This window comes from Sporichthyaceae bacterium (genome assembly GCA_036493475.1).
Classification (GTDB): Bacteria; Actinomycetota; Actinomycetes; order Sporichthyales; family Sporichthyaceae; genus DASQPJ01.
Genome location: DASXPS010000039.1, coordinates 1 through 18812 on the forward strand (window position 1 = coordinate 1; position 18812 = coordinate 18812).

Below are 18812 nucleotides of genomic sequence, written 5' to 3' on the forward strand. Positions count from 1 at the left end.
ACCTGCTCGGCCAGGGTCGCCAGGGTGATCCCACGCTCCCGACGCAATCGACGCAACCGCTCCGGAATCTGCCTGTCGGCCTCGAACAGATCGGTCACGCCGGCCGAGTCTAGCCTTGGGCTCCTGGTCCGACTGCCCGCCGGAGAGGCAACGGCATGGCTACCTTCGTCCTGGTCCACGGTTCCTGGCTGGGGGGTTGGAGCTGGAGCCGCGTCCGGCCGCGGCTGCTGGCAGCAGGACACGACGTGTGGGCACACTCGTTGACCGGCCTTGGGGATCGCCGGCATCTGGCCGCGGCCGACGTCGGGTTGTCCACGCACATCGGGGACATCGTCGACCTGCTCAGGTGCGAGGACCTGAGCGAGGTGATCCTGGTCGGTCACAGCTACGGCGGGATGGTAGTCACGGGTGTGGCCGCCGCCGTCCCCGAACGGATCGGGCAGGTCGTGTACGTGGACGCGTTCGTCCCGCAGACCGGTCAGTCGGCCTTCGACATCCTGCCCTGGCTGCGCGATGCCTTCGCGAACACGGCCGCCGCCGAACCCTGGGCGGTCGCGCCTTTCGATTTCTCTGCGCTGGGGGTCGAGGACGACGCGGATCTGCGGTGGATAACCGGGCTGGCTACGGCGATGCCCCGCAAGACCCATGAAGAGCCGGTGCCGCCGGGCAGCGAGGAAGTACTGGGGACCCGACCGGTCACTTACCTGCAGTGCGCCGCTCAGCCGCTGATGGACGCCGTCGCCGCCGACGTGGCCGGACGCGGATTCCGGGTGGTGCGACTCTTGGGCGTCGGGCATCTCGGGCTGATCACGCATCCGGAGGAGATCACCCTCGAACTGCTCGCGGTGCTACCGCGCTCGTGAGTGTTGCGCTCCTGCTAGGCCTGGGTGGTTGGGCGGATGGCGATCTCTCCGATCTCGACGTCGGGAGGTTGCTCGATCGCGAATGCCACCGCGCGGGCGACGGCCACCGGAGGGATGGCGCGCGCGCGCATGTTCTCGCGGATCTGCGCTCTGATGGTCTGGTCCGGCATGGAGTCGGCGAGGTTGGTCTGGACGTAGCCCGGCGAGATGGCGGTAACGCGCAGCGTGCCATCGGTCGACTCCTGGCGCAGGCCTTCCAGCAAGGTGCGCACGGCGTTCTTGGTCGCGGCGTAGACGGCCATGGTGGGGGAGATGGTCAGGCCGGCCGTGGACACGGTGGTCACCAGGTGGCCACGACCCTGCGTGCGGAACGCCGGGAGAGCGGCGGCGATGCCGTGCAGCACGCCACGGAGATTGACATCGATCATGGCCGCCCACCCCTCGGTGTCGAGGTCGGCAACGGGGCTGAGCGGGGCGATGCCGGCGTTGTTCACGAGCACGTCAATCCGGCCGAACTCGGCGACGGTGGTAGCGACCAGGCGCCGTAGGTCGTCGGCTCGGGTGACGTCCGTGGGGCAGGTGATCGCGCGGCCGCCCGCGTCGCGAATGTCCTGCGCGATGGCATCGATGCGTTCGAGGCGGCGTGCGCCGAGTACCACCGGGGCGCCGCGGCTGGCCAGTAAGCGAGCCGTGGCCTCGCCGATGCCGCTGCTCGCTCCGGTGATGGCGACGACCGTGTCGTTGAGGTCGGGCATGGGTACCTCCCGTTAGAGTGGACATGTGTCCGCTTAGGGCTCCACCATAGCGGACACGTGTCCGCTTGTCTGGTCCGGTGGGTGGGAGGTTCGATGAGCGCCGGTGTTCGCCGCTCGGACGCGACCGCGAACCGAGCTCGGATCATCGAGGTCGCCCGAGCCTTTTTGGCGGAGTCCGATGACGTGCGCCTCAACGCCATCGCCAAACGTGCCGGAGTGGGGCAGGGCACCCTCTATCGGCACTTCCCGACCCGCGAGGCGTTGCTCGCCGAGGTCTACCGCCGCGACGTCGACGAGCTCGTAGCCGCCGCACCGACCCTGCTGGCCGAGCACGACCCGGCGAGCGCGCTGGCTCGGTGGCTCGACCGGGTGGTCGACTACGCCGAGGTCAAACGCGGCGTGCTCGCCGCCGTTGAGACAGCGCTATCGCAGCGCCTCTTCGCGCACAGCCAAGGCCCGATCGGCGACGCTCTCACTCTGCTGCTCGATGCCGGCAAAGCGGCCGGAGCCGTTCGCGAGGATGTCGACGCCCGGGACGTGATCCTGCTCATCGCTTACCTGAGCCGTCTCGAGCGGGACGAGTGGGACGCCCGTGCCCGGCCGCTGATGCGAATCGTCCTCGATGGGCTCACGGCGATCAGCTCTGCCACTACCCCTGGTGCCGCCGCATCGGCGTAGGACTTCAATGATCTCGTGAGCGATTCCGACAGCACGCGGCAGAGCGACACGGGCACGCCCGGCACGGGGCGGGGGCGACGGCGCGCGCCGGACGTGGCGGAGACCCCGCAGCCGTGGCGGGTGGAGGGCGTGCCCAAACCCACGACGCCGGGCCAGCCGCACAAGCAGCCGCGATGGTGGGTGCTGGTGGCGGTGTTCCTGGTGGCGAACTGGATCGTGTCCTCGCTGCTGCTGGGCCCGGCCAACCGGACCAAGGTGTCCTACACCTTCTTCAACCAGCAGGTGCAGTCCGGCAACGTCAAGGACATCACCTCCACCGGCGAGACGATCCAGGGCGCGTTCACGAACAAGGTCGCCTACCCGCCGGACACCCCCAAGGCGCCGCAGGTCACCCGGTTCACCACGCAGCGCCCGTCGTTCGCGACCGACTCGCTGCTCAGCGAACTGCAGACGCACAACGTGGTCGTCAATGCCAACAACCCCGATCAGAAGCCCTCCCTCTTCGAGCGCATAGTGCTGGGTCTGGGACCCACGCTGCTGTTCCTCGGGCTGGGCATCTGGTTCTTCCGGCGCATGGCCTCCGGTGGTGGCGGCCTGGGTGGGATCGGACGGTCGCGGGCCGTCCGCTACGAGCCGACCACCGGCCCGCGGACGACCTTCGCCGACGTGGCCGGCATCGACGAGGTGGAGAACGAGGTCGCCGAGATCGTCGACTTCCTGCGCGACCCGGACCGCTACCGGCGGCTGGGTGCGCAGATCCCGCGCGGCGTGCTGCTGTCCGGGCCGCCCGGCACCGGCAAGACCCTGCTCGCCCGGGCGGTGGCCGGTGAGGCGCAGGTGCCGTTCTTTTCCATCTCTGCCTCGGAATTCATCGAGATGATTGTCGGTGTCGGGGCCAGCCGCGTGCGTGATCTGTTCGACCAGGCCAAGAAGGTGGCGCCGGCCATCATCTTCATCGACGAACTGGACGCCATCGGCCGGGCCCGCGGCGGCGCCAGCGCACTGGGTGGGCACGACGAACGCGAACAGACGCTCAATCAGATTCTCACCGAGATGGACGGGTTCACCGGCAGCGAGGGTGTGGTGGTGCTGGCGGCCACCAACCGCGCGGAGATCCTGGACGCGGCCTTGCTGCGGCCGGGTCGCTTCGATCGTCGGGTCATCGTCAACCCGCCGGATCAGGCCGGGCGGCGGGCGATCCTCGACGTGCACGCGCGCAGCGTCCCGCTGGGCCTAGACGTCGACCTGGACGCGGTGGCGGCGTCCACGCCCGGCATGGTCGGGGCGGACCTGAAGAACCTGATCAACGAGGCCGCGCTGCTGGCGGCGCGCCGCAACCACGACGCGGTCTCCGCCAACGACTTCGGTGACGCGTTGGAGAAGGTGCTGCTGGGTACCGCACGCGGCATCATGCTCTCCCCGGAGGAGAAGGAACGCACCGCGTTCCACGAGTCCGGCCACGCCCTGCTCGGCATGCTGACCCCCGGCGCGGACCCGGTCCGCAAGGTGTCGATCATTCCGCGCGGGCACGCCCTCGGCGTCACCTTCCAGAGCCCGATCGCCGACCGCTACGGCTACTCCGTCGACTACCTACGCGGGCGCATCGTCGGAGCGTTGGGTGGTCGGGCCGCCGAGGAGGTCGTGTACGCCGACGTGAGCACCGGGGCGGAGAGCGACCTCGAGCAGGCCACCCGCATCGCCCGTCAGATGGTCGGTCGCTGGGGCATGTCCGCCGCCATCGGTCCGGTGTCGGTGCTGCCCGGGCCGGGGGAGGAGAACCCGCTCGGCCTGGACGGGGTGGCGCCGGCCACCAAGGAACTCGTGGACATCGAGGTGCGCCGGATCATCGAGGAGTGTTACGCCGAGGCGGTGCGCACGCTGCAGGAGCACCGAGCCCAGCTCGACCGTCTGGCACACACCCTGGTGGAGACCGAAACCCTCGACGAGGTCGCGGCGTATGCCGCCGCGGGCATCCCGCACGAGACCGCGGCGGGGACGTTGGCCGCCCAGAACTAAACTGGCGCGCTGAGCCCGGGAGTGATGCGTTGGACCTGGTCACCGCGCTGGCGTGGGCCGCCGAGCGGCACCCGCATCGGGTGGCCGTGGGCGGTCCGTCCCCGATGACCTACCGGCAGTGGGATGCGCACACCAACCGGCTGGCCCGGCGGATGGCCCACCTCGGCGTCGTGCCCGGCGCCCGGGTCGCGTTCAGCCTGTCCGGCGGCGAGCCACTGGCCAGTCTGCACCTGGCCACCCAGAAGCTCGGTGCCGTCTCGGTGCCGCTGTCCACCCGGCTCGGGCCGGCCGAGCTGGCGTACTGCCTCGCCGACGCCGAACCCGTTTTGCTCGTCACCGACGACGAGACCGCGGCGGCGGCCGGGCAGACCGGCACGTCGGTGCCCCAGCGCGACGTCGCCGAGTTCGAGGACCCGAACCAGCCCGACCACGCTCTGGGCATCGCCGTGCCCGAGGAGGAGGTCAGCGTGATGCTGTACACCTCCGGCACCACCGGGAAGCCCAAGGGCGTCCCGCGCTCGCACCGGGCCGAGCACTCGGCGGCGGTCGCGCAGATCGCCCAGACCCAGCTGCGCGCGGGTGAGGTGGTGCTCGGCGTGATGCCGATGTTCCACACCATGGGCCTGCGCACGCTGCTGGCCAGCGTGGTGTGCGGGGGCACCTGGGTGCCGCAGGCGAGGGTTGATCCGGCCGAGTCGGTGGCGCTCATCCGCGCCGAGAAGGTGACCTCGCTGTACCTGGTGCCGGCCTTGTACTACGCGCTGCTGCACGAGGACGGGTTCGGCTCGATCGACACGGTGGATCGGCTCGCCTACGCCGGAGCCCCGATGGCACCGGTGCTCGCGGAACAGCTCACCTCGACGCTGCGCCCAACGGTGCTGGTCAATCACTACGGCAGCACGGAAATCTACACGTTCAGCATCGGCTCCGACGGGATCGGCAAGCCGGGGTGCGCCGGCCGCGCGGGCATGTTCAGCCGCCTGCGCCTGATCGCCCCGGAGCCCGGCGCCGACCCGGATCAGCTGGTGAAGCCGGGCGAGCAGGGCCAGGTGATCGCGTCGATGTCCAGCCCGGAGGCGTTCGGTGGCTATTGGCGCCGACCGGACGCCGACGCCAAAGCAATCCGCGCCGGCTGGTACTACACCGGGGACCTGGCCACCGAGGACGACGAGGGCGACCTGTGGGTCGCGGGCCGGGTCGACGACATGATCAATTCGGGCGGGGAGAACATCTACCCGGACGAAATCGAGGCCGTTCTGGCCCGGTCAGCCGCGGTCGGTGACGTCTGCGTGGTGGGACTTCCGCACGAGCGGTGGGGCAGCGCGGTCACTGCGTTCGTCGTTTCGGCCGACGGTGTCAGCCCCGCCGCGGCGCTGTCCGACCTGGCGCGGTTCATCGCCGACGCCGACGAACTGCCGTCGCTGAAGCGCCCCAAGCGGATCGTCATCGTCGCCGCCATCCCGCGTTCGGCAGTGGGCAAGACGTTGCGACGAACGCTGACCGCCGGCGACTACGAGGCCATCGTCGAGCTCGACCTCGAGGCCGACCGTGTCTGAGCCCACCGGTGCCCCGGAACGCTGGATTCCCAGCCGGGTGGAGGACGCCCCGCTGCTCACCGGGCTGGGTCGCTTTCTCGACGACCTCGACCCGCTGCCCGGAACGCTCACCGCCGCCATCGTGCGCAGCCCCCACCCCCACGCCCGCATCACCCGCGTCGACCTCGAACGCGCCCGACGCCATCCCGGCGTCACCACGGTCATCGGCCCGGACGAGGTCCGCGCGCAACTCCGGCCGTTCCCGCTGTCGGTGCCGACGCACATGCCCTACTACCCCACCGGCACCGACAAGGTCCGCTACGTCGGCGAACCGGTCGCCGTGGTGGTGGCCACTGACCGGTTCGTGGCCGAGGACGCCGCTGAGCTGGTCGAGGTCGACTACGAATTGCTCGACGCCGTGGTCGGGGTGCAACCGGCGCTGGCCGAGGGCGCTGCGCTGCTGCACGAGGAGAACGGGTCCAACGTCGCCACCGACCGAACCTTCCGGTTCGGTGACATCGAAGCGGTCTTCGCCGCGGCCGAGCACGTTGTCACCGGGGAGTACAAATTCCCGCGGTACTCCTCGGTGCCGATGGAGTGCTACTCCGTCGTGGCCGACTGGCGCGAGGACGCCGACGGCCCGGCGGTGGAGGCCTGGGCCAACTTTCACGGCCCGTTCACGATGGTGCCGGTGATGGCGGGGGCGCTGGGCATCCCGACCTCCCGCCTGCGCCTGCATGTACCCGCCGACATCGGGGGCAGTTTCGGCATCAAGGCCGGCATCTACCCCTACGTGGTCCTGTTGGCGCTCGCGTCCCGGCATGCCCGCACCCCGGTGCGCTGGAGCGAGGACCGCATCGAGCACCTGCTGGCCAGTTCCGCGGGTGCGGACCGTTCCATGCGCTTCGAGGCGGCGGTGGACGCCGAGGGGATGGTCACGGCGCTGCGCGCGGACCTCGTCGACAACGTCGGCGCTTACCTGCGTCCGCCCGAGCCCAGCACCCTCTACCGGTGCTACGGCAACCTCACCGGGGCGTACCGCATCCCGGCGGTCGAGCTCCGGGCGCGGGCCGTGGTCAGCAACACGATGCCCACCGGCCTGAATCGAGGCTTCGGCGGGCAGCAGCTGTACTTCGGCCTCGAGCGACTGATGGACGCGGTGGCCGCGCGTACGGGTCTGGACCCGGTGGAGGTGCGCCGGCGCAATCTCGTGCCGGCCGACGCCTTCCCCTACCGGACCCCGACCGGCGGCGTCTACGACTCGGGGGACTACGAGCGGGCGCTGCTGCTGGCGGTGAACAGCGCCGATCTGGACGAGCTTCGCCGCCGGCAGAGCGAGGCCCGCGGGCGCGGGGAGTACTACGGCATCGGCGTGGCCACCGTCGTCGACCCGTCCGGCACCAACATCGGCTACGTCGGGTTGGCCACCCCTGCGCAGGAACGCCCGCCGGGGCGGGACAAGTCCGGCTCCGCCGAGCACGTCCGGGTCAGCGTCGATGTGCAGGGCGTCGTGACCGTGCTGCTGGGCAGCGTGCCGCAGGGTCAGGGCCATGCCACGACGGCCCGTCAGGTCGCTGCTGCCCGCCTTGGGCTGGCCCCGGACGCGGTGCGGGTGGTGGTCGAGATGGACACGGCCGCCACGCCGTGGACCGTCACCTCCGGCAGCTATTCCTCGCGCTTCGCGCCGCTGGTCACCAGCGCGGTGGTGGACGCCTGCGACCGGATCGCGGCCACCCTGCGCGCGGCCGGCAGCGCGCTGCTCGGCGTCGACGCGGACTCCCTCGAGCTCGCGGAGGGCACGGTGCGCACCACGGCGGATCCTTCGCGCTCGGTGCTGTTCCGCCACGCGGCCGGCCTCGTGCACTGGGACCCGGGCGCGCTGCCCGAGGGCACCGCGGCGCGGCTCTACGAAGAGGGCGTCTTCTCCCCGCCACAGTCCAGGGCGGCGGCGCCCGACGACACCATCAACTCCAGTCTCTGCTACGGATTCGTGGCCGAGGTGGTCGCGGTACACATCGACCCGGACACCCTGCAGATCACCATCGACCGAGTCTCGAGCGTGCATGACGCCGGCACCGTGCTGAATCAGACGCTGCTCGACGGGCAGGTCCACGGGGCGCTCACCCATGCCCTCGGCGGCGCGCTGTTCGAGGAGTTCACCTACTCCGAGGACGGCCAACCGACCGCGGCGACGTTCCTGGACTACCTGTGCCCCACCTCGGCCGAGGCCACCTTCCCGCTCGTCACCGATCACGTCCCCTCGCCCTCGCCGCTGACGCCGCTGGGCGCGAAGGGTTGCGCCGAGGGCAGCTCGATGAGCTTCCCGGTGGCGTTGGCCAACGCCATTTCTGACGCTCTGTCACCCCGCGGCATCTCGATCGACCGGCTGCCGCTGCACGGCAGCGTGCTGCACGACCTGCTCGAGCGCCCGGCCTGAACTTCCGAATCTCACGCACATCCTCAGGAGCCGCACATGCCCACCACCGGTGGCGACGTCCTTCTCGATCACGGCCACGACGGTCAGGTCGCCTACCTCACCCTCTCGCACGGCGGGTACACCGTCGTGACGATGCAGATGCGGGCCAAGATGGCTGAGCGGTTCGCCGAGATCGACCGTGACGAGCGGGTGCGCGCCGTGGTCGTGCGATCGGATGGCAAGCACTTCACCTCCGGCGGTGACATCGCCGGGTTCATGGAGGTGGACCCCATCGATCTCACCGCGCTCGGCCACGACATCACCGCGCCATCGCGCAGCCCCAAGCCGGTGGTGGCGGCCATCGACGGCTACTGCTTCGGCGTCGGGTTGGAACTCGTGCTCTCCTGCGACATCCGCCTGGCCACCGAACGCAGCGAGTTCGCGCTGCCCGAGCTGAACCTCGGGATGATTCCCGGCAGCGGCGGCACGCAGCGCCTGGCCCGGCTGATCGGACTGTCCCGGGCGAAGTACCACATCCTCACCGCGAAGCGGATCCGCGCGGCGGCGGCCCACGACTGGGGCCTGGTCGCGGAACTGCATGCCGACCGCGAGGCGCTGGAGGCGGCAGTCGAGGAACTGGTGACCACGTTGGTCGCCTTCTCACCCGCGGCCCTGCGCACCGCCAAGGAGGTGCTTGACCGCGGCGTCGACGGGCCGCTGTACACGGGCATCGAGCTGGAGCGCAAGGCGTACGCGATGCTGCGCGGGACCCAGGACTTCGCCGAGGGCGTGAAGGCGTTCGCCGAGAAGCGCAAGCCGCACTTCACGGGACGCTGAGCCGCGGTGAAACCGGTCGCCTTCGCCTACGTCCGGCCCACCACCCTGGACGACGCGATCGACGAGCTCGCGGCCGCCGCGGGCAGCGGCAAGATCCTGGCGGGCGGCCAGTCGCTGCTCCCGGTGCTGGCCATGCGGCTGAGCCGGCCCGGGACGCTGGTGGACATCAACGCCGTGGCCGGGCTGGACGGCATCGACCGCGCGCAGGAAACGCTGCGGATCGGCGCAACCGTGACGCAGCGTCAGGCAGAGCGCGACCGCGTCGCCGCGGCCGTCCCGCTGCTCGGTCTGGCGCTGCCGTTCGTCGGTCACCGGGAGCTGCGCAGCCGCGGCACGGTGTGCGGCAGTCTGGCGCACGCCGATCCGGGTGCCGAGCTGCCCGCGGTGGCCTCGTGCCTGGGAGCGACTCTGGAGATCGCGGGACCCACGGGGCGGCGTAGCGTGCCCGCCGCGGATTTCTTCGCCGGCGCGATGACCACGACCGTGGGCCCGGACGAGATCGTGGTCGCGGTGAACTTTCCGGTGGCCGCGGCAGGTGAGGGTTTCGGCTTCGCCGAGATCGCCCGCCGGCACGGCGACTTCGCACTGGCCGGCGTCGTCAGCCGGGTCCGCTCGGCGCAGGGACAGGTGCTGGACGCGACGATCACCGGCTTCGGGGTCTCCGACCGCCCGGTCACCCGCGATGTGACGGGGCTGGTGGCGTCCGCCGCCGAGAAGACCGACAGCGAGGCCGCCCTGCGCGCCGGTACCGATGACCTCGCCCGCGAGGTCGTGAACACCGTCGGTGACGGCCACGGCTCGCGCGCCTACCGCCGCCGGCTGTTCGCCGTCCTCGCCGCCCGCGAACTCGCCCGGGCATTGCGCCGATCCCGGGCAGGCCAGTCATGACCACGGGACAGCCCGCGGTGAAGATCGCCGCTGACGCGCTCGTCGAGGTCCGATTCACGGTGAACGGCTCGCCCGTGACCGTGACGGTGCCCACTCGGATGCACCTCGCTGACGCGTTGCGCAACAGCCTCGGCCTGACGGGCACTCACCTCGGTTGCGAGCACGGCGTCTGCGGCATGTGCACCGTGCTCGTGGACGGCGACGCCGCCCGGTCATGCCTCATCCTCGCCGTGCAGGCCGAGGGCACCGAGGTCGTCACGGTCGAGGGCCTCGGCACTCCAGACGAGCAGCATCCGTTGCAACGCGCGTTCAGCCACCACCACGCGCTGCAGTGCGGCTTCTGCACGCCCGGCTTCCTGCTCAGCTCCTACGACCTGCTCGCGCGCGGTGGCGTCGATCCCGACACGCTCCCCGCGGAGCTGTCCGGCGTGCTGTGCCGGTGCACCGGCTACCGGGGAATCCTGGCCGCGGTCGCGGACGTGGCCCGGGCCTACCCCGATGGCGTCCCCGCCCCGGGCAACTGCACCGCCCGCACCATCGTCGGGCGAGGCGGCACCGGCGGCGGATCGGTGGCCGGCACGGGTTCGTCCGCACCGTCGCCGGAGATCGACGCCGAGGCCGCGCGCGTTCCGGAGGCGATCCAGCGGCCCACCGGCACGCCCACCGTCACGGTGGCGGTGGCCCGCGAGCTGAGCAGTCCGGTCCAGGACGTGTGGGCCGTGCTGAACGACGTCGAGCGGCTGGCCCGGTGCCTCCCCGGGGCGGTGCTGACCGCCACGCTCGGCGCGGACACCTACCGCGGTCGCGTTGCGGTGGGACTGGGGCCGATCCGGTTGGCGTTCGACGGGCTCGCCCGGGTCACGGTGCGGGACGTCGCGGACCACCGGCTGGAACTGCTCGCCCGGGGTGCCGACACCGGGGGGAACCGCACCACGGCCGAGATCGTCCTGCGGGCCGATCCCATCGCGGCCGGCGGGACCCGGCTGCACGCCGATGCCCGGGTCTTCCTGTCCGGCCGCATCGCCCAATTCGGCCGGGCTCTGGCCGGGGACGTCAGCCAGCGGCTGTTCGAGCAATTCGCCGAGGCGGTCGACGAGACCGCCCGCTCGGGCAGCACGCCCCCGCCGACGGCCGGGGCCAGCCCGCTGGCGATCGGTGCCGGTGTGGCGCGTGCCGCATTCCGCCGTCGCCTTGCCACGTTGCGACATGCTGTTCGCACCCGGTTCCGGCTCTGACGCCTCGTCAGCGGCGAGGGTCCGCACGGAGGGGTCGCCGGTCGGTGGGCGGGGTCATTTCGCTACCAAGGTCTAATTGCGTTGGCCGTTGCCGGGGCCGCCGCCGGGGAAGCCGCCGGCTGGGAAGTTTCCGCCGCCGGTGTTGGCGGTGGTGGATGAGGCCGGCACGTCGGCCGAGGCGTCGGCCAGGACCACCGTCTGACCGGCCGTCACCCCGGTGAGGATCTGGGTGAGGGTGGCACCGACAGCGCCGGTGGTGACGGTCTGGCGCACCGCTTGGCCGTTCTGGACCAAGGTCACGTAAGCGGTCGCGCCGGAGCCGGTAGCGGTCACCGCCGAGTTGGGCACGGTCACGGCGTTGTCGACCGCCTTGAGCGTGATGGCCACCGTGGCGGCGGCACCCTCGGCCAGCCCATCGGGCGGGTTGTTGACGACCACGACCACCGGGTAGGTGCTGGAGCCGGTCGAACTGCTCGGCATCACACCGATGGAGTCGACGGTCCCGTCCGACGCCGCGCCCGCCCCGTCCGCGGTGACCTTCGCCGCCATGCCCTTCTTCAGCTTGGCCGCGGTCGCCTGCGGCACGTTGAGGGTCACCGTCACCGCGCCGTTGCCCAGGATCGTGATGGTGTTGCTGGTGGCGGCGGTCGAGCCCTTGGTGATCCCCACCGTGCCGACGACGCCGTCGATCGGGGCGGTCAGCACCGCCTCATCCAGATTCTCGTTCGCCGAGTCCAGCGCGGCCTGCGCGGAAAGGACCGAGGCGTTGTCGACCGCGATCTGTGCGGCCTGGTCGACGGCGTTGACGGCCTGCCGGCCGCCACCGGCGGTGCCGGACGTGCTGTCGGTGGCGGTGGCGGTGGTGGCAGCCGAGGTGGCTAGGGTCTCGATCGCGGCCACCGCGTGGTCCATAGCGGCGGAGAGCGCGAGTTGCGCGGTCTGCGCGGCGGCCTGGTCGGTGGCGACGTGGCTCTGCAGGTCGCTCACCGCTGTCATGGCGTCGATGCAGGACTGCAGCTGCGCGGAGCTCGGCGTGCCGCTCTCGGTTGCCGGCGTGGTCCCGCTGCCGTCGCTCCCGCTGTTCAACACCGGGGCACAGGCGGCGTCCCGAGCCGTGATGGCGTCGGTGACCTTCTGCAGGTCCGCGGTGGCGATGGCCAGCGCGGAGACCACGGCGTTGGTCGGTTTGGCCAGGTCGATGTCGCCGGAGCCGATGCTCGGCGCCGGCGACGCGATGGCGGAGGGCGTCGCGTTGGTGCTCGTCGACGTCGAGTCGTCGTCGGCCGCCTCGTCGGTCTCCAACTGGGCCTTGGCCCTGGCCAGGGTCGCCTTGGCCGCGGTGACCGCGGCGTCCAGGTCGGTGGTGTCCAGCGTGGCGAGGGTGTCGCCGGGGCTGACCTTGTCGCCGACGGCCACCTCGACCTTCTTGACGGTGCCGGACACCCCGAACGAGGCGTCCTGCTGGGTCAGCTTGGAAACTGTGCCGGTCAGCGTCACCAATTGATCCACCTCGCCGACGGAGGCCGAAGCGGTCCGATAGGCCGGGCCGCTGTCGCCGTGGTCGGCGTAGGCCACGCCGGCACCGGTGATGACCAGACCGCCGAGGGCAATCGGCACGCCGCGGCGCAGCAGGACTGCCTTACGGCCACGGAGCAGAGCGCAGGACAACATGGGACACGCCTTTCGGACGATCGGGTCGGTGGACTGACGCAGAATCAGGAAGTGGTGGTCGCAGCGGCGCCGTTGCCGCGGCCGCCGAAGCCGGCGCTGCAGGTGCCGTTCTGAGCCGGGCTCAGCGCGATCGAGGTCGCGGTCAGCGTCCCGTCGGTGCCGGTGGTGCCCAGCGCGGCCACGCACTTACCGACCTTGAGATCGGCGGAGGACGCCGAGGCGGATTTGGTGTAGGTGGTCGCCGAGGACAGTGTCACGGTGCGGGTGACCGTGGTGATGGTCGGTGTGGTGGAGGCGGCCGACCCGGAGGTGTTCTGGTTGAACTGCGGCTGCTGGGATTCCACGGTCACCGTGTCACCGTCGACCTTGGTGATCGTGCCGTTGGCGCCCCGCGGCCCCATGCCGCGCCCGGCAGGGTTCCCGCCCGCCGCGCCGCTCTGGCCGGTGGCGTCCGCGGGAGGCTGCCCGGTCGGCGCCTGGCCACCGGCGCCCGGCCCGGGGAAGCCGGCGCCGAGGTTGCCGCCGCCCCCGCCGAAGCCGCCGGTGCAGGACCCATCGACCGGATCGGAGATGCTGACCGAGGACGCGGCCACCGGGACGGAGTTATCCGTCGAGGTCGTCGTCCCGGTGTCGGCCGAGCGGACCGAGATGCACTTGCCGACCGCGAGGTCGGACTTGGCGGCGCTGACCGTCTGGGTGAGCTTGGTCGAGCCGGTGTAGGTGACCGCGGTCTGCGTGGTGGTGCTCTGCACCTGCAGGGTCTTGCCGGTGACCTCGGCGATCCGGCCGTTGGCGCCGGGGAAGTTCCGGGTGCCGCCAGGGGTGCCGCCGCCGGTGGCGGCGGGGTTGGTGCTGCCCGAGTTCGACGGGTCGGTGGACGAGGCGGCGGCCGAGGTACCGCCACCGCAGCCGGTGAGCAGGACCAGGGCGAGACCGGCGGCCGGCACGGCGGCGAGGGCCTTGCGGTGCGAAGCGAGGGAGGACATGGACATGGTGGTCTCCTGTAGGAAGTGACGGAAGGTCAGATAGGAATGGAGCGGCAGTGCGGGCGAGCGTGACTAAGGGGTACGCAGCGCGTCGATCGGGGTGAGTCGGGCGGCCCTGGCTGCCGGATAGACACCGGCCGTCGCGCCGATCGCGAGGGAGACCACCAGACTGCCCAGCGCCACGCTGGTGCTGACGGTCACCGGTTGGTCGATCATGGAGGGCAATGCCCCGGCCAGGCCGAGGCCGAGTCCCAGGCCCAGCGCGCCACCGGTGAGGCCGAGGGTGCCGGCCTCGGTGAGGAACTGGGTGCGGATCGCTCGCGGGGTGGCGCCCAGCGACTTGCGCAGACCGATCTCCTTGGTCCGCTCGGTCACCGAGACCAGCATGATGTTCATGACACCGATGCCGCCGACCAGCAGGGAGATTGCCGCGATGCCGGCCAACATGACGGTGAGCGTCTTGTTGGTGGAGTTCGCCGCGGTGACCAGCGACTGCTGGCTGGTGATGGTGAAGTCGGCGGTGGCGGTGGTCACCGCGTGATTGGTCGCCAGGGCCGCGTTCACCTCCTGGTAGGCGGCGGACAGCTGTGCCCGGGAAGCCGCCTGCACGTAGAGGGTGGACACCGACGACCGGTTGGTGCCCGAGGCGATCCGGGTGGCGTACGTGCTCTGCGGCATGATGACCTCGTCGTCCTCGCTGGTCGAGGAGGTGGAGCCGGAGGCGGTCAGCACCCCGATCACGGTGAACGTGGAGCCGGAGATGGTCACCGATTCCCCGACGGGGTCGCGACCGGAGAACAGTTCTGACGCGGTGTCGGGCCCGAGCACGATTACCGAGTTGCTGTTCGCGAGGTCCGCGTCGGTGATGAAACGGCCCTCGGACAGGGTGCGGGCACGCACCGTCAGATACGACGGAGTGGTGCCATAGACGGGCGAGGTCCAGGTGGTGCTCCCGGCCTGCAGGCTCCCCGACGTGGTGGACACCGCCGCCACGCCGGACACATCGGGCGCTACCTGGATCGAGGACAGGGTCGTCGCATCCGAAATGGTCAGCGTGGTCGCCGACCCCCGGCCACCGCGGAAACCGGTGGACGTCGTCGAGGAGCCCGGGGAGACGATCAGCAGGTTCGAGCCGAGTGCGTCGATCGAATCGCGCACCTGCTTCTGCGCGCCCTGCCCCAGCCCGACGGTCACGGTCACCGCCGCGATACCGATCAGGATGCCGATCATCGTCAGGCAGGAGCGCATCCGGTGCGACCGAATCGCCTCCAGCGCGGTGCGCGTGGTGTCCCGTGCCTTCAACCTGCTCATGCCACGCCCCCCGGGTAGCGAAAGTTCTCGTTCAACTGGTCGGTGGTGATCACGCCGTCCGCGATGCGTACGGTGCGTTGTGCAGCCGCGGCCACCTCGGTGTCGTGCGTGATCAGCACGATGGTGCGCCCCGACGCGTGCAGGTCAGCGATCAGCGCGAGCACGTCCTCGGTGGACTTGGAGTCCAGGTTTCCGGTGGGCTCGTCGGCCAGGATCAGCGCCGGTTCGGTGACCAGCGCGCGGGCCACGGCGACGCGCTGCTGCTGACCACCGGAGAGCTCACCGGGGCGGTGGTCGACCCGGTCACCCAGGCCGACGTGCTCCAGCGACTTCAGGGCGCGGGCCTTGCGCTCGGGCCGCGAAACGCCGCTGTACATCAGTGGTAACTCCACATTGCGCCAGGCGGACAGCGTGGGCAGCAGGTGGAACTGCTGGAACACGAAACCGATCCGTTCGTTGCGCACCGCGGCCAGCGCGGTCTCGTCCATCGCGGAGACGTCGATCCCGGCGAGGGAGTACGTGCCCGCGGTGGGGATGTCCAGGCAACCCAGGATGTGCATCAGGGTGGACTTGCCCGAGCCGGACGGTCCGGTGATCGCCACGTACTCGCCGGCCTGCACCATCAGGTCGACGCCACGGATGGCCTCTACCGACACCGGCCCGGAGTCATACATCTTGCGGATGCCATCCATCTGCAGGATCGGCACGGCGGCCGACGCCCAGTCAGATCTGGCTTGCTCGAGGATCGCGGCGGTCATCTCAGTTACCCCCGCCGAAACCGGCGCCGGTCGGAGGGGTGCCGCCGTTCGGGAAGCCGCCGGCAGGCAGGGTGGTGCCGCCGGTGAAACCGCCGGTCCGGGTACCGCCGGTGCGGTTGCCGCCGGCCGCGCCGGCCCGGTTCACCGTCACCCGCACCTGGTCGCCCGCGGACAGGCCCGAGGTCACCTGGGTACTGGCGCCGTAGGCGGTGCCCACGACCACCGGCACGGTCGTGTCCTTGCCGTCGACCACCTTGGTCACCACGGTCTCCCCGTTCTCCTGACGCAGCGCCGCGGTCGGCACGGCCAACACGTCGGGCACCGATTCGGTGACGATGACGACGGTCGCCGTCTCACCGGGGTGCAGATCGGTGGGGGAGCCGGTGACCTTGATGGTCACCGGGAACGTGGACGAGCCACCCGACGCCGTGGACGCGACCACGCCGACCGAGGAAACCGTGCCGAAGATCGCTTGGGTCGCGCCGCTCGGGATGATCCGCGCCTGCTGACCCTTCTTGATGCTGGACAGATCGGTGCCGGAGACCGACGCGTCGACCTCCCACGAGGTGGTGCCGACGATCTCGACCTGGGCCGAGGACGTACCGGACGCCGAGGACCCACCGCCGCCGCCCGAACCGGAGACCCGGTCGCCCTTGGCGATGCTGACCGAGGCGACGGTGCCGGCGATGGTGGCCTTCAACGTCGCGTTGGCGAGATCGTCCTGCGCGGAGGCCAGCTTGTCCTCGGCCGTGGCCAACTGGGACTTGGCCGAGTCGATCTGGGTCGCCGAGGCCGACGCGTCCTGCGCGGCCGTCAGCTGCGCGGCGGCCGAGTCCTTATTGGCCTGCGCGACGTCCACCGCCCGCTGCAGGTCGTCGTCGTTGACCACGGCCAACACCTGGCCCTTGCGGACGGTGTCGCCCACGGCCACCTTCACCGAGGTGATCTGGCCGGCCACCGCAAAGGACTCATCGGCGACCTTGGCCGGGTCGATGGTGCCCGACGCGTTCACGGACTGCTCGATCGTCTGCGCGGAGACCGTCTGCACCACCGAGGTGGCACCGGCCGCGGCGGCAGTGCCACCGCCGCGGGTCAGCGCCCACGCGCCGGTCCCGCCGGCGGCCAGCAGCACCACCAACCCGGCGGACATCACGCGGTGACGACGCCGACGGGTCGTCCTCGCCCGCGTCGGCGCCCACGACAACTCCGGGGCTCGCTGCCCCGGCAGCAGCCCACCGGGCTTGGTTCGCTCCTTCAGTCCCAACACGTCTCAGTCCCCCAGCTCGTCTGCGGGCGGTCGTTCGCCTCGCGTTGATAGAAGGAAACGCGGCGGGGCATAACCTGGGCGTAACCGTTGGCGGTTACGCCGGCGTTATATCCGGCGCGGCACTCTTGGACCTGCGGGCCGCCGAACGGGCGGCCCGTCCACAATCCGGGGGAGAGCGACGATGCGGGTACTGGTGGTCGAGGACGAGCCGCTGCTCGCGGATTCCATTGCGGAGTGGCTGCGTCGCGACGCCCTGGCCATCGACGTCGCCTACGACGGTGACGCCGCCCTGGAACGCCTCGGGGTGAACGAGTACGACGTCGTCGTGCTGGACCGGGACCTGCCGATCGTGCACGGCGACGACGTCTGCCGCGCGATCGTGGACTCCGGTGCGGCCACCCGGGTGCTCATGCTGACCGCGGCCTCGGCCGTCGACGACCGGGTGACCGGGTTGCGCCTGGGCGCGGACGACTACCTCGCCAAGCCCTTCGCCTTCGTCGAACTCGCCGCCCGGGTCCACGCGCTCGGGCGCCGCGCCGGAGTCGCGGCACCGCCGGTGCTGGAACGGGCCGGGCTCAAGCTCGACGCGGCACGCCGTGAGGTCTACCGCAACGGCACCTACGTCGCTCTGTCCAACCGCGAGTTCGGTGTGCTGGCCGAGTTGATGCGCGCCGACGGTGCCGTCGTCTCGGCCGAGCAGTTGCTGGAGAAGGTGTGGGACGAGAACATCGACCCGTTCACCAATGTCGTGCGGGTGACGATGATGAAGCTGCGCCGCAAGCTCGGTGAGCAGCAGGTCATCGAGACCGTCGCCGGCGTGGGGTACCGCCTCCCGTGACCGCACGGTTCGCACCCAGCCGATGGACCCTGCGGGTACGGCTGACCGTGCTGTGGGCGACCTCGTTCCTGCTCGCCGGCGCGGTGCTGCTCACCGTCACCTATGTCCTGGTCGCGCAGTCCCTCGACCACCGTTCCGCGCCCGGTGGCTTTTTCCAGAACCCCAAGGGCCCGCCCGACCCCAACCAGACCGCCACCCTGGCCGACGGACGCAACGTGCCGCTGTCCCAGGCCTCGGACCTGCTCCGCTCGGACCAGGCGAACTACCGCCGCGAGACCCTGGACACCCTGCTCAGCCGCGGCGCGTTGGCGCTGATCATCGTCGGCGTGCTCGCCGGTATCGCCGGGTGGCTGATGGCGGGCCGCGCGCTCAGCCCGGTCGCGCACATCACCGCCACCGCCAAGCGCATCGCCGGCGGCCCGCGCTCCGCGCCCGGACTGCACGAACGGATCGCGCTGACGGGGCCTCAGGACGAGGTGAAAGAACTCGCCGACACCTTCGACGCGATGCTGGAGCGCCTCGACCGTTCCTTCGACGGGCAGCGCCGATTCGTCTCCAACGCCTCCCATGAGCTGCGCACCCCACTGGCCATCAACCGCGCTCTCATCGAGGTGGCGATCACCCGGGCCGGCGCGCCGTCGCAGCTCGTCGACCTCGGCGAGTCGCTGCTCTCGGTGAACGCCCGGCACGAGCGACTGATCAACGGCCTGCTGACCCTCGCCGACAGCGAGAACGAAATCACCGAACGGGTCCCGGTT

The 18812-nt window shown here is 71.0% G+C and carries 16 protein-coding genes; 10 read left to right on the top strand and 6 right to left on the bottom strand.

Translation table 11 applies throughout. The annotated features are described in order from the left end of the window. Positions 1-155: 155 nt before the first annotated feature. Entirely contained in the window at positions 156-863 is a 708-nt protein-coding gene (locus VGJ14_04435) for an alpha/beta hydrolase (protein ID HEY2831649.1), read from the top strand. 14 nt (positions 864-877) lie between these two features. On the opposite strand, the gene VGJ14_04440 is transcribed toward VGJ14_04435, so the two are convergent. Beyond that, the gene (locus VGJ14_04440; protein ID HEY2831650.1) at positions 878-1618 is read right to left on the bottom strand and encodes an SDR family oxidoreductase; all 741 of its coding nucleotides are present in this window, start codon (positions 1616-1618) and stop codon (positions 878-880) included. A gap of 93 nt (positions 1619-1711) precedes the next feature. Between VGJ14_04440 and VGJ14_04445 the strand changes: the two genes are divergently transcribed. Genes VGJ14_04445 through VGJ14_04475 form a run of 7 tightly spaced genes read left to right on the top strand, consistent with a single transcriptional unit; the run spans position 1712 to position 11223 of the window. Beyond that, positions 1712-2296 (top strand): TetR family transcriptional regulator, encoded by a 585-nt coding sequence (locus VGJ14_04445; GenBank protein ID HEY2831651.1) that lies wholly within the window; start codon positions 1712-1714, stop codon positions 2294-2296. A 15-nt stretch (positions 2297-2311) separates the two neighbouring features. Then, on the top strand, positions 2312-4312 hold the full coding sequence (gene ftsH, locus VGJ14_04450) for an ATP-dependent zinc metalloprotease FtsH (GenBank protein ID HEY2831652.1): 2001 nt from the start codon (positions 2312-2314) through the stop codon (positions 4310-4312). Between the two features lie 29 nt (positions 4313-4341). Then, positions 4342-5868, top strand: a complete 1527-nt coding sequence (locus tag VGJ14_04455) for an AMP-binding protein (GenBank protein ID HEY2831653.1) — start codon at positions 4342-4344, stop codon at positions 5866-5868. Then, positions 5861-8284 carry a xanthine dehydrogenase family protein molybdopterin-binding subunit gene (locus tag VGJ14_04460; GenBank protein HEY2831654.1) on the top strand — a complete coding sequence of 808 codons (2424 nt, stop codon included), beginning with the start codon at positions 5861-5863 and terminating at the stop codon, positions 8282-8284. The genes VGJ14_04455 and VGJ14_04460 overlap by 8 nt, the downstream gene beginning before the upstream one ends. Before the next feature lie 36 nt (positions 8285-8320). Next, a complete protein-coding gene (locus VGJ14_04465; GenBank protein HEY2831655.1) occupies positions 8321-9100 on the top strand; it encodes an enoyl-CoA hydratase/isomerase family protein in 780 nt (259 codons plus the stop codon). 6 nt (positions 9101-9106) lie between these two features. After that, complete coding sequence (locus tag VGJ14_04470; GenBank protein ID HEY2831656.1) at positions 9107-9988, top strand: FAD binding domain-containing protein; 882 nt, start codon at positions 9107-9109, stop codon at positions 9986-9988. Further along, a complete protein-coding gene (locus VGJ14_04475; protein ID HEY2831657.1) occupies positions 9985-11223 on the top strand; it encodes a 2Fe-2S iron-sulfur cluster-binding protein in 1239 nt (412 codons plus the stop codon). The genes VGJ14_04470 and VGJ14_04475 overlap by 4 nt, the downstream gene beginning before the upstream one ends. Before the next feature lie 72 nt (positions 11224-11295). Here VGJ14_04475 and VGJ14_04480 read toward each other — a convergent pair whose 3' ends face one another. The 5 genes from VGJ14_04480 to VGJ14_04500 form a co-directional block, all read right to left on the bottom strand. After that, entirely contained in the window at positions 11296-12894 is a 1599-nt protein-coding gene (locus tag VGJ14_04480; protein ID HEY2831658.1) for an efflux RND transporter periplasmic adaptor subunit, read from the bottom strand. 44 nt (positions 12895-12938) lie between these two features. After that, the gene (locus tag VGJ14_04485) at positions 12939-13886 is read right to left on the bottom strand and encodes a DUF5666 domain-containing protein (GenBank protein ID HEY2831659.1); all 948 of its coding nucleotides are present in this window, start codon (positions 13884-13886) and stop codon (positions 12939-12941) included. A gap of 66 nt (positions 13887-13952) precedes the next feature. Beyond that, a complete protein-coding gene (locus VGJ14_04490) occupies positions 13953-15191 on the bottom strand; it encodes an ABC transporter permease (GenBank protein HEY2831660.1) in 1239 nt (412 codons plus the stop codon). Then, complete coding sequence (locus VGJ14_04495; protein HEY2831661.1) at positions 15188-15949, bottom strand: ABC transporter ATP-binding protein; 762 nt, start codon at positions 15947-15949, stop codon at positions 15188-15190. Before VGJ14_04495 ends, VGJ14_04490 begins: the two co-directional genes overlap by 4 nt. A 1-nt stretch (position 15950) precedes the next feature. Continuing rightward, positions 15951-17216, bottom strand: a complete 1266-nt coding sequence (locus tag VGJ14_04500) for an efflux RND transporter periplasmic adaptor subunit (GenBank protein ID HEY2831662.1) — start codon at positions 17214-17216, stop codon at positions 15951-15953. A 181-nt stretch (positions 17217-17397) separates the two neighbouring features. Between VGJ14_04500 and VGJ14_04505 the strand changes: the two genes are divergently transcribed. Both VGJ14_04505 and VGJ14_04510 read left to right on the top strand, forming a co-directional pair. Then, a complete protein-coding gene (locus tag VGJ14_04505) occupies positions 17398-18054 on the top strand; it encodes a response regulator transcription factor (protein HEY2831663.1) in 657 nt (218 codons plus the stop codon). Then, positions 18051-18812 (top strand): histidine kinase dimerization/phospho-acceptor domain-containing protein (locus VGJ14_04510; GenBank protein HEY2831664.1); only part of this gene is annotated, 762 nt, incomplete at its 3' end. The genes VGJ14_04505 and VGJ14_04510, both read left to right, overlap by 4 nt.